The organism is Labrenzia sp. THAF191a, from assembly GCF_009363335.1.
In the GTDB taxonomy this organism is placed as follows: Bacteria; Pseudomonadota; Alphaproteobacteria; order Rhizobiales; family Stappiaceae; genus Roseibium; species Roseibium algicola.
Genome location: NZ_CP045333.1, coordinates 3192057 through 3205530, shown reverse-complemented (window position 1 = coordinate 3205530; position 13474 = coordinate 3192057). Strand labels below are relative to the sequence as shown.

The window sequence follows — 13474 nt, the reverse complement described above, 5'->3', positions numbered from 1 at the left end:
GGCGCTTCTTAAGCTGTTTAGTTTTTATAGGCTTCGAGAACGGCTTGGCCGGTTTCACCGGCTTCCTCTTGCCATTCGGCAGCCATCGTCTCGCCGATTGCTGCGAGATCCTGGATCAGCTGGCTGCTCGGCTCAACGACAGTGATGCCGTTGTCGACCAGAACCTGGGTCTGCGTCTTGGTTTCTACCTTGGAAGCTTCCCAGCCACGCTTCTCAGCAACGTCTGCGGCTTCAAGGACAGCTGCCTTTTCGTCGTCGCTCAGGGCGTCGAAAGCACCCTTGTTGACGAACACCATGTTTTTCGGCAACCAGGCCTGGGTGTCATGATAGTGGCTCAGGAAGTCCCATGCCTTGGAATTCGCACCGGTGGACGGTGACGTGATCATGGCTTCGACACGACCGGTGGAAAAGGCGGTCGGAATATCCGGCACTTCAACCTGCGTCGGCACGGCGCCAGCCAGCTGGGCCAGGCGTTCGGTCGCTGTGTTGTAGGCACGGAATTTCAGACCCTTGAGATCGTCACCCTTGGTGATTTCCTTTTTGGCATAGATACCCTGGGGTGGCCACGGCACGGCATAAAGCAGTTGCAGCCCCTGCTCGCCGAGCTTTTCTTCCAGTGCAGGCTTCGACGCCTGGTAAAGCTTCCAGGCCTGGTCATAGGACGGAGCCAGGAAAGGTACGGAATCCACTCCGAAGACCGCATCTTCGTTGGAAAGGCGGGACACCAGAATTTCGCCGATCGGGGCAAGCCCCTTGCGGACCGAGTTCTTGATTTCCGGATGCTTGAACAACGATCCCGCAGAGTGGATCTGAATAACCAGCGAGCCGTCAGTCTTTTCCTTCACTTCTTCAGCGAAGGCAGCAATGTTCTGTGTGTGAAAGTTGCTGTCACCATAAGGTGTCGGCATGTCCCACTTGGTTTCAGCGGAAGCAACAGTGAAACCCGCAAGGCCGAATGCGGCGGCAGCAGCCAGATGGATTCCGGCACGTGTCAGGGAACGAGATTGCAGCATGATTTTCTCCTCTAGGAAGCGGGGATTACCCGTCGGGATGCTGCTCGAGGTGCATTCTTCGAACACCTTGTGGAGCACATCTTCACAAACACTAGACTCAAAAACCGTCAACATCAACAATTTATCGATAAATTGTGATTGTCATCTTCAAATCCAAAGCGTCCTTCCCTCCGCGAAAAGGATTGGCTAGCGTTCCGGCCAGACAACCTGGAAACCTGAATTCGTGTCAAACACCAACCAACGCCTCTTGACTGGCAATAGCGCCAACCGCCTGATTTTGGCGCTCATTTTGGCAGTGGCAGCCTTGTTACGCTTTCAGAACCTGGACAGGACGAGCCTTTGGTATGATGAAGCCGTCAGCTGGAGCCAGTCCAGGGGAACCATCGCCGAGCTGTTGACCGCTGTTGCAGCTGACAATTATCCGCCGCTGCATAATATTTTGCTCTGGCTGACGATGCCCGTGGCAGGTGACAGTGAAACAGCATTACGCTTGCCATCCGTGCTGTTGGGTGTTCTTGCCGTCTGGCTTATCTATCTGACTGGGAAAACGCTGGCCGGAAACACCACTGGCCTGCTTGCTGCAGCTCTCCTGACCGTCTCTCCGTTCCACATCTGGTATTCGACAGAAGCCCGCATGTATGCCCTGCTGGCAACATGCGGGCTCGCCTTTCTGCTCCTGGTTCTGAAAAACCTTGAAAGGCCATCGGCCTGGCGGTTGGTAGCGCTTGGAGCGGCTGGAGCCCTGTTCCTCTACAGTCACATCTACGCCCTTCTGGGCTTCGCATCCGTTGGTATGGTCTGCGTCATACTGGCATTGACCGGCATCTTGAAATCCGGCCGCATCAGTCTCACCAATGCGGTTCTTGTCTGCCTTGCAATGGCAGCAAGCGCGCTTGCCTTTTTACCCTGGCTGATCATCCTGGCGATGCGAGCAAGGTCGGTGGCCGAAGAAGGCTTCTGGATTGCTTATCCTGATCCGACGTTTCTCATCAACATCGCCTTCAGTATTGCCGGGTCGCTGCCATTGTTCTGGATGCTGGCAGGTTTGGCCGTCGCCAGTCTCCTGACCATCGTTCACCTGCCAGGCAGGTACTTCGGCAAACCGCAAAGTGCGGACGCAATCCTCGTCTGCTTTGCCTACACCGTTGGTCCGCCGCTTTTGGCCTATCTCTATTCCATAAGCGTGCAGCCGATCCTTTTTGATCGTTACCTGATCGCGGCATGGCCAGGGCTTATCCTGCTCGCCTCGGTAACAGCCCAGCGCCTGGCGCCACAGGTTGCACCGATCGCGCTGTTTGCAGCCGCGATATGGTTGAGTTTTCCCGAATTGAAATTCACGCTGCTGGAGAGAATACGCCCCGAATGGCGTCTGATCGCACAGGACTATCTGGCACAGAAAGCCGATGGCGATCATCTCTTGCTGTTCAAGGGATTTGCCGCACCGGCCCTGTCTTATTACTTGCGCGACCCCAGCACCTTCACGGCAGTTGAGACAATTGCCGATATAAACAAAGGCACCGCTGATGCCCGATGGCTATTGATCGTCCACACAAGCAGTGAGGAACTTAGCGAAGCGCAAGAGGCCTTTGCCCCTCGGGAAGGCACTCCGGCAGCCAGGCGCTTTGGCTGGGGAGCAAGTGGCCTGACACTTTTGGAGCGAGCCCCTGTCGAATAAACTCACTCGCCTGGATGCTAGTCGAAAAACAACCAGAAACAGACAACTACAGCCGCAAATACCCCTGCACCAATTGCAAATTCCAGCAAAAGCCCAAGCAGGGAAGCGCCGAGAAGCAGGGCGACAAGCAGGAAAATGCCAACGAACCAGAGGTCTGCTGTCAGTATACTGATTGTGAAGTCGACAGCCTCCGCCAGACGCAGCAGAAACGGATCCCGTTCTTCTGATTTATCGTTTTCCGACATCGGCAGCTTTCAGTTTTCCCTTTTACCACAAGGTCATATGGGGGTACCGCAAGCGATAAAAAGATCAAATAACAACCCATTCAGATTTTTTCATCGACATTTTATCGATAAAATGTCAGCATAAATTCACTTGCTATCAAAACGCTAATTATCGGCATGGAATCGCGTATTCCTTAAAGCCGGCAGCATCAGAGGGAAGATCATGACAGCCAAGTGGGATTTCTGGATCGACCGTGGCGGCACCTTTACCGACATCGTCGGCAGGTCACCGGACGGCACGCTGCATCCGCACAAGGTGCTCTCCGAAAATCCGGAAGCCTATCGCGATGCCGCCATTCAAGGCATCCGGGAGTTGCTTGGCGTGGAAAAAGGCGCGACTATTCCCTCGGACAAGATCGCGACCGTCAAGATGGGCACGACCGTTGCCACCAATGCACTTCTGGAGCGCAAGGGTGAGCGAACGGCTCTGTTCATCACGAAAGGCTTTCGGGATGCGCTCGAGATCGGCTACCAGGCGCGACCGCATATTTTTGCCAAGGAAATCATAAAGCCTGAGCTGCTCTATGAGAGCGTCCACGAGATCGTCGAACGTGTCCGCGCCGATGGCGAACTGGAACTCGCGCTGGACGAAGGACAGGCCCGCAGCGCAATGCAGGCCGCATGGGATGACGGCATTCGCTCCATCGCAATCGTGCTGATGCACGCTTACGCCTATCCGGCCCATGAACAACTTCTGAAAAAGATTGCTGAAGACATCGGCTTCCCGCAGATCTCTGTGTCCCATGAAGTGTCACCGCTGATGAAGCTGGTGGGACGCGGCGACACCACTGTGGTCGACGCCTATCTGTCACCCATCCTGCGCCGCTATGTGAACCAGGTACAGGAAGAACTGGGTGAAGGTCCGCGGCTGATGTTCATGCAGTCTTCCGGAGGTCTCACCGCTGCAGACCTCTTCCAGGGCAAGGACGCAATTCTGTCCGGCCCCGCCGGAGGTGTTGTCGGCGCAGTCGAGACCTCACGCATGGCGGGGTTCGAAAAGATCATCGGTTTTGACATGGGCGGCACGTCTACAGACGTCTGCCACTACGACGGCGACTACGAACGCGCATTCGAAACGGAAGTCGCCGGTGTGCGCATGCGCGCTCCGATGATGATGATCCATACGGTTGCAGCAGGCGGCGGTTCGATCCTTCATTATGCCGACGGCCGCTTTCAGGTAGGCCCCGATTCAGCCGGGGCAAATCCGGGACCGGCCTGTTACCGACGCGGCGGGCCTCTCACCGTTACCGACGCCAACCTGATGACAGGCAAACTGGCACCGGAATTCTTTCCGAAGATCTTTGGTCCGGACCAGGATCAGCCGCTTGACGGCGACGTTGTTCGCAAACGTTTCACGGATCTGGCTGTGCGTATTGGAGATGGACGCACCCCGGAAGATGTTGCAGACGGCTTTTTGAAAATCGCCGTCGAGAACATGGCCAATGCCATCAAGAAGATTTCGGTCCAACGCGGCTACGACGTGACCGAATACGCGTTGACCTGCTTCGGTGGCGCTGGTGGTCAGACCGGGTGCCGCGTTGCTGACAGTCTCGGCATGAAGACCGTCATTCTGCACCCGTTCTCGGGCATCCTGTCGGCATATGGCATGGGACTGGCCGATATCCGCGCAGACCGGCAACAGGCCGTCGTCAAGACACTTACGGACGATTTGATCCCTGAACTGCAGGCTCTTCGTGATCAGCTTGCCAGCCAGACGGAAGCGGAACTCGACAGGCAGTCGATCACTGCGGAGGCGCGCCGCACGACCGCAACCGCGCACTTGCGTTACGACGGCACTGACACCCCGCTACCGGTCCCCCTCGGGTCCGTCTCTGAAATGCGGGCAGCCTTCGAGGATGCACACAAGAAACAGTTCGGCTTTGCCTATGAGAAAAAGCCGGTCGTCGTTGAAGCACTGGAAGTCGAAACGGCCGGTGGCGGCGCCGGTCTCACCGAGCCGGATCTGACATTGGCCACAGGGACGCCCTCCCCGGCAACCTCTACAAGCATTTACTCCGAAGGCACCTGGCACAAGGCCGGTATCTTCAAACGCGAAGTGCTGAAACCGGGCATGAAGGTGACCGGACCTGCGGTGATCATCGAACCACATGCCACGATCGCTGTTGAAGATGGCTGGCAGGCAGAGATCAATTCAAAGGATCACGTGATCCTGAAGCGTATCGTGCCGTTGAAACGCGCAGAAGCCATCGGAACGCACGCCGACCCTGTCATGCTGGAAGTGTTCAACAACCTGTTCATGTCTATCGCGGAACAGATGGGGGTCACCCTTCAGAACACCGCATACTCGGTCAACATCAAGGAACGTCTTGATTTCTCTTGTGCCGTCTTCGACGCAGACGGTGCCTTGGTTGCCAACGCACCACACATGCCGGTTCATCTCGGGTCCATGGACCGTTCGGTGGAAACGGTCATCAAGCTCAACAAGGGCAAGATCAAGCCGGGCGATGTGTTTGCATTGAACGCCCCGTACAACGGTGGCACGCACTTACCCGATATCACAGTTGTGTCGCCGGTCTTCGATGACGAAGGCAAGGAGATCCTTTTCTGGTCGGCGTCCCGTGGCCACCATGCTGATGTCGGCGGCTCCGCCCCAGGCTCCATGACGCCGCGCGCAACCAACGTGGACGAGGAAGGTGTTCTGTTCGACAACTTCAAGATCGTCGACGAAGGACGTTTCTGCGAACAGGAACTGGTTGAGCTTCTGACCAACCATCCCTACCCCGCCCGCAACCCGCATCAGAACGTCGCCGATTTGTCTGCACAGATCGCCGCAAACGAAAAGGGTATCCAGGAACTTCGGAAGATGGTCACCCACTTCGGACTGGACGTGGTCCAGGCCTATATGGGGCACGTTCAGGACAACGCAGAAGAAAGCGTTCGCCGCGTGATCGAGGCGCTGAAGGACTCCGAATACGAGTATCCGACTGACCAGGGCTCCGTGATCAAGGTCAAGATTACCGTCGACAAATCAAAGCGCGAGGCAACGGTCGACTTTACCGGGACCTCAGGCGTCAAACCGAACAACTTCAATGCGCCGGAACCTGTGACCCGTGCGGCAATCCTTTATTGCTTCCGGGTGATGGTAGACGGCGACATTCCGATGAACGCCGGCTGTCTCAAACCGATCAACATCATCATTCCGGATGACTGCATGTTGCGGCCTTCCTATCCGGCTGCGGTCGTGGCGGGTAACGTGGAAACGTCCCAGCATGTCACCAATGCCGTCTTCGCAGCTCTTGGTGCCATGGCCAATGCTCAGGGAACGATGAACAACCTGACATTTGGCAACAACACGTATCAGTACTATGAAACCATCTGTTCCGGCTCTCCGGCAGGGCCTGGCTTCAATGGCACGGATGGTGTCCATACCCACATGACCAACTCGCGCCTAACTGATCCCGAAGTATTGGAGTTCCGTTTCCCGGTTCTCCTGGAGGATTTCCATATCCGCAAGGGGTCCGGTGGCAAAGGCAAGTGGTCAGCGGGTGACGGCACCAAGCGGACCTTGCGTTTCCTTGAGAAAATGGACTGCGCGATCCTTGCGTCCCACCGTACCGTTCCGCCGAAAGGATTGGATGGTGGCAGCAACGGCGAACTCGGCCGCACCGAAGTTCGGCGGCTGAATGGCGAGATCCAACAACTGGAGGGCTGTGATCAGACGGTTCTTGAGGCCGGAGAAGCGGTCACCGTGATCACGCCGACGGCAGGTGGTTGGGGTCACACCTGAGCCAAATATTCAGTAGATCGAAGAAAAAGAACGGCCATCTGATTGGGTGGCCGTTTTTTTGTTATTCCGCTGCTGATAAGCACATCGTTACTTCTACCTATACGAGAATTATTCTTTCTCTCAGGGACAAAGTTTACCGTTTTTTCAATCTGAGTCCGCCTAAACTGACACAACTTTAACTCTTGCGCTGCCTATGGCGCCGAGAAACTCGGGCTTTTGAGAAATGTTTGCATCAAATCCCATTGCAACTTCGGTTGCGGCGAAAATTCTAGCATTGGTTGCCTTCCTTAGTCTTGGCCTGCTTGTTGTGGCCGCAGTTGCCATCATTCAGATGGGAATGATCGGGAAGGAACTTCAAAACATTGCGGAAAAGGATATTCCACTCACGCAAGCGATCAGTCAGGTGGCCAGCCATCAACTGCAACAGGCAGCAGTTATTGAGCGCATAATGCGCATATCCGGCCTAACCTCTGCAGAAGACGCCGCTGCAGCGACCGCATTGAAGTCTACTTTGACTACATTGAACGATCAGGTTTCCGATGAAATCCGGAAGGCGGAGGAGCTAGCCGTTTCGGCGCTGGAAAAATCTTCCAGCGTATTGGAGCGCAACGAGTTTTCCAAAACGCTGGAGCAGCTTAAACGCATCGAAAGCGAATATGAAATATACTCAGCCGAGATAGCTGCCATCTTGCAGAAAATTGAACAGAACGATCTGTCGGATGCGAGCAAATTGGTCATGGAGCTGGAAAAGGAACAAAGCCGGCTGGACCATGAATTGGTGACGCTGCTTGCCGAGATAGAGAGCTTTACGCAAGCGGCTGCAACATCCGCGGAAAATCATGAGAAACAAGCCTTTCAGCAGATCGTGATCACCGCGGCGCTGACCTTGGTTTTGTGTCTGGTCGGCTCGGTGCTATTCGCCAGATATCTGATTTCCCGTCCTTTGCATCAGGTTTCGGCAGGCCTTCTGGAGTTGGCGAGAGGCAACACGGAAGTCGAAGTCAATGTGCGAACAAGGGACGAAATCGGTCAGGTGGCAAGCGCATTCGAAACCTTTCGTGAAAACACCATAGAGATGAAGCGCCTGCAGGATCAGGCTCGCGAAGAGGAGATGCAGGCAGAAGCGGATCGTCGGGACACAAGATTGCGACTGGCGGACGAGCTTGAAAGGCTCCTGATGACCAGCTGTGACGCAGCAGTTTCCGCATTGAGCGAACTTGCATCCGGTGCCGACGAATTGGCCCGCAACAGTCATGAGACCATTGAAAGGTCCAACACGGTTGCCGCGGCAGCCGAACAGGCCACAGCATCGGTCCAATCTGTTGCATCTGCGTCTGAGGAACTGGCGAGTTCAATTCACGAAATCAGCCGCCAGATTACACTCGCGAATTCCTCCACCTCTCGTACATCTGAACAGGCCGAAGTTTCCGGAGAGACAGTCGGAAAACTGTCTACATCGGCAGAGGAGATCACGGATGTCCTGAAACTGATCAGCGACATTGCTGCCCAGACCAACCTGTTGGCCTTGAACGCAACGATCGAAGCAGCGAGAGCGGGTGAAGCAGGCAAGGGATTTGCCGTCGTGGCTTCCGAAGTAAAGGCGCTAGCCACGCAAACCGGACAGGCGACCGATCAGATTGGTTCACAGCTGAGCGGGGTCCAGTCCGGGGCAGCAACCTGTTCTGATGCAATTACCACGGTTGTCAAAGCCATGATGGAAATTCGCGAACAGATTTCCGGAATTGCCTCTGCGATTGAAGAGCAAAACGCAGTTACGTCAGAGATAGCCAAAAACGCGCATCAGGTTGCGCAAGGCAGTGCTGACATTACCTTCAATATCTCCGAAGTGAACCAGGCAGCGCAGGTATCCGGCGACAGGGTGCAAGAAGTCGTGGGAGGCATTCAGAACATTTCCTCCCAGATAACGACAATTCGCGACGGGTTAGGCGATTTTCTCGGTCACCTGCGCGCAGCTTGACAACTGCTCGCCTCGCTCCGGAACACCGGCCAAAACGACTGATCGTTGCCCCGTGCCCGCAACGCGGACACGGGGATCTGGAGCCATCCGATTTTCAACTCCCGCTCCTGCGGTTAATCCGTGGAGACCAGATAATTCCAAAAGACCGATCTGTCGCTTGCCAGACCAATGCAAAGCTCGATACAGAGCTTATCGGGAACCCGTCTCTTCAAGATCTTCCCGTTGTTCATGGGAAATTTCAGCGATCCTTGCTCCACCAGGAGCAGAACGCGGTTGCGCGAGAGACCAAGCCCTTTTGCAAGGACCTTATCCAGACGAACCTGGACGTGATCCGAATTCAGGATTGTCAGCGCCACTTTGCAGGCATCTGCACAATCACCGGCAACCATTCGTCGTTTCAGGCTGAAATCAGCGTCCCCCTTGCCTCCACCTCTCCCAGTGGTGTTGCAGGCGAAGCTGAACGCCACTCCCTCATCGTTCCGCTGCAGGGCTTCCATGAGTTCTGCCGATAGGCTGCTCACGGCTCGACGTTCAAAAATGGCCCTGTTCCATCTGCTTCCACAATCATCACAACGATAGATTAACCAGGCGTCAAGCTGGCTTCCATTCGCGTTCAACCGGAATTTGCCAGTCGAACCAAAAGGTTTCACAAATCCGCATCGTTGGCAGGGACGCTTTATTCTAGGTGTCTGAGAACGGACAACGGACCATTCCATGTTCAATATAGACGACATTCCGTGGGTCTTCCTCGCACGGGAAGTCCGTCACAGGCAGTCGGGACGGCCGGACAGCGTCAGCTATCGGCACTCAGTCTGGCTGGAAGCTTTTTCGAAATGTATGCAGTGAACCGAAACAGGATCAGATGCGCATGGCCAAGCCACACCGGCCCCGATCCGCCGCCAGGACGAACAAAGTTCATGACGCATTCGAGCGAATGCATGGCGGGATCGATGACCGGTCAGAGTGTTGGCAAAACAAACGTCCAAATTGAAACAGATGAGTCTCGATAACGCTTACGAAAATGACAAGCAAGCTCAACTTGGAGTTTCGACGGGACGTCGTTCGAATTGTGCTCAGGTGTTGCGCGCCTGCAAAGCCAGAGCGACCAATGCAGGCCTCAGTTCGGACGGATCTTGCAATGGATCTGCAAACCAGAGACGTTCAACCTTATCTCCAGCCACAAGATCAACGCCTTCGGGATCCAGACAGGCAAGCCGCCAATTGGCCTCTCCGGCCTTCAGCAAATTCTGCGCGTAAAGTTTCACCGCATCCCTATGGTCTGCGTTCATATGCGCAACCGCTCCGGCTTCCATTGAAGACCAGTCACCAGGCGAACTTACTGTTGCCAACAAGTCCTCTGTCTCCAATTCAAAAGCCTTGCCAAAGCCTCCATTCAGGCTTGCCCTGGAGAGCTCCAACCTGAAAAAGGAAAAGTCTCCGAAATCGACATAAAGTTCGGCTTTGGGATGACGAGAGAGGTAACGGTTGCGCAACCGCTCATGATCTGAACTTCCTCTCGATATCTTCACTGCCTTGCAGAAAAGAGAAATTCTCGGATGAGCGAGCGGATCGCCTTTCCCAGGTTCACCCAACAACAGCGAACATGAAGGGTTCTCCAGAATTGCCGCTGTGTGTCCGGACAATGTACTTGTGAGGATGACAGGCGCACCATCCAAATCGGTCGCCACTGCAACCCGACTGGCAAGTGGATGCCGCGTTGCGGCTTCGAGCACCGCCAAAGCACCAAACCTCGCGGTTCTGATCAATTCCTTGGCCAATCTTCTGGCTTGATCATCCGTCGGCCGGATTACTGATTTCGGTTCTTTTTCCAGGCTCACGGCCCCTCCAAGTTCTGTTTTCTGTCGGCGCAGACAAGTTGCATTCCACGGTTTTCGCCTTCACCCGAATTCTGAACGTCAGATGAACAGACATCTCAGAACCGGTTCAGGGCGCCTATGCGATTGTCTCACCATCAGATACGGCGCCAATCGAGAACAGCGCCTGCCTTTGGAGAAAACCAATGAAGACCATGAGCAAACGTCTTGTTGCCGCCGCCCTCACGGGCGCCCTTCTTTTGCCGACCTTCGCGGCTGCTGAAGCCGGCTCGCGCAACGGTTGGCGTGACCACCGTGGCGGCCACCACCATAACCAGAGACACAATAATCGAAATCATAACCGACACAAAAACAATGATAATCTCGGCGCGGCTGTCGCGGCAGGTGTCATCGGCCTCGCTGCAGGAGCAATTCTGCTGGGAGCGACCCGCCAGCCGGCCTACGCAGGCCCGCCGCCGGTAAATCACTATCCGCCGGCTCCTTATCCTGGTCGCGTCAACACCGCCATCGGTTATCAGCCGTGGAGCCCAGCCTGGTACCAGTACTGCTCTTCGAAATACCGGTCGTTCAACCCGTCGACCGGTACCTATACCACCTACCAGGGTGAACAGCGTTTCTGCCAATAAGCTTGCGCCCGCCTGGTGGTACTGAAGAACTCGTGGCAACAAACGACCGACCGGCCGAACCGGTCACCCGTTTGTTGTCATTCTTTTCAGAAGAGTCGTGCCCCAAGGGAACTGAACAGCTTCGTTGGAACAGTGCAACCAGGGGTGTTTCGTTCAATCTGCCTGTTTGAATCAATCCGCCATGGTTTCTATTGAAGCGAAGCCTTCCGGCGCAGCACCGAAATCGAACGGCGTGTCGACCACAATGACCTTGTCGGGATAAAAACCATTGAACCTTGTACGAAGCGACAAGCTGTAGGCACCGATATGGCCAATCTCGATCCAGTCTCCCGTGTCGACAGTCTCTGGTAGCCAGAAAGGCCTGGAAAGAATATCGACGCTGTCGCAGGTTGCGCCGCAGACCTTGAAGGGAACAATCTTGTCGGGCTGACCAGCCCGTGTTTTGCGAGCCGGGTCCGGAATGAAACGAGCCGGCAGCGTGATCTTTCCGGTCCAACTGTCGGAAAGAGACGCCCAGATGCCATCATTGATGTAAAGGCGCCGCCCCTTCTTCAACAGCACTCTGACAATGAGAGAGATCGATCGGGCCACAATCACTCTGCCTGGCTCGGCGACAAGAGGCAGGTCATCGAATTGCCAATCAGCGATATCGGCTTTCAACTGCCCCATCAATTCCACGAGCGAGGGCATCTCAGGTGCCTTGCGGCGCGGATCGTGACCATAAACGGCCGGAAACCCTCCCCCGACATCAAGCTCCACAACGGGAACACCAGCACGTGACCTGATCCAATCGGCTGAAGCCAGCGCTCGCTCATAGGTCTCCGGTTCTTCGATCTGGCTTCCAACGTGGAAACACAATCCGCATTTGAACCCAATACGGTCGATCCGTTGCAGCAACTCAACGGCGTGACCTGGAGCCGCGCCAAACTTCTTCGACAACTCGTAAGCAGCATGCCCCTTGGTGGCGATACGAACGAAGAGTGTGATCGTCCCAGGATCTATATCAAGGGCCCTAACCACACGCAGGATCTTCGCGACTTCGTCTTCGTGGTCGAGTGAAAGGGTTCGAATACCGTAGGTTTCCAACGCTAGCCGAATGTCTGACTGCGCCTTGATAGGATGCATGTAAAGCATCTCAGCCTTTGGCGCAGCCTCTTTCACCGCGGCGAACTCTGCAGGCGATGCGACATCGAAACAACTGATCCCGGCCTTTGCCAATGCCTCAAGGACAAATGGCTCGCCATTCGTCTTGACCGCGTAAGCCGTCTTGCCGGGGAAGAGCGACTGGAATTGCTGTGCGTCATGCCTCAGCACGTCCGGCCGGAAACAATACACAGGCTGATCGGGACGAAGATCCAAGGCGGCGTCAATAGCTGTTTTATAACGTTCCATCAGTCCTTCCGGCGTTAGAAGTCATCGAATAGAAAGGAACAAGCTTGAGGCTGATTTGCAAGCCGGGATTGGGTTATTGGCAGATAATGTAATTACAGCTCTTGCCGTGGCATCCGATATCGAGATGGAAGTGAGACTTGTGATTTGGGTCTGCATCGGGGCCGAGTACGGTGGTAAACCTTTTACAGGCAGCCTTGTGTATGGCGGACAGGAAGCTTCCGCTCTGCGTGTTGCGCGCCCAATCCTTTTCAACTGAAATCTCGGTACCGTCACTTAATCGGAAGGCCACAATATCAATGGCTTTGCCAAGCGCATGTTCGGAAAGCTTTCCATCTGGAAGATTGTTTCGTCGGCGACACTGGTAACCAGGGCCTGTTAGAAACTCGGACACTGGTTTCCCGAACTGTGCTTGTGCAATGGGCAAGACATCTTCAATCACCCACGCAGTAAGTGACGTCGCAAAACCACATGATAGCGTGGCTTTCATCGGGAAGGTCACTTCGGCATCCTCGCCACGGAACCCAGAAAGGTTGACAGGTACGGTGATCCCACAGTCCTCATCAGCTTGATCCCCTTGCATGGGAGCAAGTTGTTCAAATGTAGCACCCGGAATATCGCAAGTTGCCGGTGTGGAGGATTCGAGCGCAGAAGCTTTCCTGCCACCGTCGTCCGGCCCTTCCAAAAACTCTTCCGGAAGAGTTTCTGGTTTGATCGCCGGCACATCAACCCCCTCGATGAATCGCGAAGTACCGAGGCCTGGAAGCGGCTTTTCCTGTGGCAATGGAGGATTTGCGTAAACATCTAAAGACGGCAGGCAACACAACGCGAGAGAAGTACAAATCGACACGACGTTTAAGTGCATTCCCAACTCCGCACATTGTACTTGCCAGCTACCCTCATGATTGATCAACGTTTGTCCTGCG

Annotated in this window: 10 protein-coding genes; 4 read left to right on the top strand and 6 right to left on the bottom strand. The window is 55.1% G+C overall.

Features of this window, described 5'->3' with window-relative positions; translation table 11 throughout:
• Window positions 1-17: 17 nt before the first annotated feature.
• Complete coding sequence (locus tag FIV05_RS14670) at window positions 18-1013, bottom strand: TRAP transporter substrate-binding protein (protein WP_173013853.1); 996 nt, start codon at window positions 1011-1013, stop codon at window positions 18-20.
• Between the two features lie 223 nt (window positions 1014-1236).
• Between FIV05_RS14670 and FIV05_RS14665 the strand changes: the two genes are divergently transcribed.
• Window positions 1237-2688, top strand: coding sequence for a glycosyltransferase family 39 protein (locus tag FIV05_RS14665; protein WP_152510072.1), 1452 nt, complete (start codon window positions 1237-1239; stop codon window positions 2686-2688).
• A 17-nt stretch (window positions 2689-2705) separates the two neighbouring features.
• Here FIV05_RS14665 and FIV05_RS14660 read toward each other — a convergent pair whose 3' ends face one another.
• On the bottom strand, window positions 2706-2933 hold the full coding sequence (locus FIV05_RS14660) for a hypothetical protein (RefSeq protein ID WP_152510071.1): 228 nt from the start codon (window positions 2931-2933) through the stop codon (window positions 2706-2708).
• 202 nt (window positions 2934-3135) lie between these two features.
• Between FIV05_RS14660 and FIV05_RS14655 the strand changes: the two genes are divergently transcribed.
• Window positions 3136-6720 (top strand): hydantoinase B/oxoprolinase family protein, encoded by a 3585-nt coding sequence (locus FIV05_RS14655; RefSeq protein WP_152510070.1) that lies wholly within the window; start codon window positions 3136-3138, stop codon window positions 6718-6720.
• Between the two features lie 223 nt (window positions 6721-6943).
• Entirely contained in the window at window positions 6944-8698 is a 1755-nt protein-coding gene (locus FIV05_RS14650; RefSeq protein ID WP_152510069.1) for a methyl-accepting chemotaxis protein, read from the top strand.
• A gap of 113 nt (window positions 8699-8811) precedes the next feature.
• Here FIV05_RS14650 and FIV05_RS14645 read toward each other — a convergent pair whose 3' ends face one another.
• Together FIV05_RS14645 and FIV05_RS14640 are read right to left on the bottom strand one after the other, a co-directional pair.
• Entirely contained in the window at window positions 8812-9414 is a 603-nt protein-coding gene (locus FIV05_RS14645; RefSeq protein ID WP_286202308.1) for a DUF1062 domain-containing protein, read from the bottom strand.
• Window positions 9415-9771: 357 nt separating this feature from the next.
• Complete coding sequence (locus FIV05_RS14640) at window positions 9772-10536, bottom strand: DUF2470 domain-containing protein (RefSeq protein WP_152510067.1); 765 nt, start codon at window positions 10534-10536, stop codon at window positions 9772-9774.
• A 182-nt stretch (window positions 10537-10718) separates the two neighbouring features.
• Here FIV05_RS14640 and FIV05_RS14635 point away from each other — a divergent pair, with 182 nt between their 5' ends.
• The gene (locus FIV05_RS14635) at window positions 10719-11159 is read left to right on the top strand and encodes a BA14K family protein (protein WP_152510066.1); all 441 of its coding nucleotides are present in this window, start codon (window positions 10719-10721) and stop codon (window positions 11157-11159) included.
• Between the two features lie 171 nt (window positions 11160-11330).
• Here the strand turns inward: FIV05_RS14635 and FIV05_RS14630 are convergent, their stop codons facing one another.
• Window positions 11331-12551 carry an alanine racemase gene (locus FIV05_RS14630; RefSeq protein WP_152510065.1) on the bottom strand — a complete coding sequence of 407 codons (1221 nt, stop codon included), beginning with the start codon at window positions 12549-12551 and terminating at the stop codon, window positions 11331-11333.
• Between the two features lie 73 nt (window positions 12552-12624).
• Window positions 12625-13413 (bottom strand): extensin family protein, encoded by a 789-nt coding sequence (locus FIV05_RS14625; RefSeq protein WP_173013851.1) that lies wholly within the window; start codon window positions 13411-13413, stop codon window positions 12625-12627.
• Between the last annotated feature and the right edge of the window lie 61 nt (window positions 13414-13474).

Excerpts from the sequence above, each read along its gene's own strand:
- FIV05_RS14670 (WP_173013853.1), bottom strand. The coding sequence starts at position 1,013 with ATGCTGCAATCTCGTTCCCTGACACGTGCCGGAATCCATCTGGCTGCT.
- FIV05_RS14660 (WP_152510071.1), bottom strand. The coding sequence starts at position 2,933 with ATGTCGGAAAACGATAAATCAGAAGAACGGGATCCGTTTCTGCTGCGT.
- FIV05_RS14655 (WP_152510070.1), top strand. The coding sequence starts at position 3,136 with ATGACAGCCAAGTGGGATTTCTGGATCGACCGTGGCGGCACCTTTACC.
- FIV05_RS14650 (WP_152510069.1), top strand. The coding sequence starts at position 6,944 with ATGTTTGCATCAAATCCCATTGCAACTTCGGTTGCGGCGAAAATTCTA.
- FIV05_RS14645 (WP_286202308.1), bottom strand. The coding sequence starts at position 9,414 with ATGGAATGGTCCGTTGTCCGTTCTCAGACACCTAGAATAAAGCGTCCC.
- FIV05_RS14635 (WP_152510066.1), top strand. The coding sequence starts at position 10,719 with ATGAAGACCATGAGCAAACGTCTTGTTGCCGCCGCCCTCACGGGCGCC.
- FIV05_RS14630 (WP_152510065.1), bottom strand. The coding sequence starts at position 12,551 with ATGGAACGTTATAAAACAGCTATTGACGCCGCCTTGGATCTTCGTCCC.
- FIV05_RS14625 (WP_173013851.1), bottom strand. The coding sequence starts at position 13,413 with ATGCACTTAAACGTCGTGTCGATTTGTACTTCTCTCGCGTTGTGTTGC.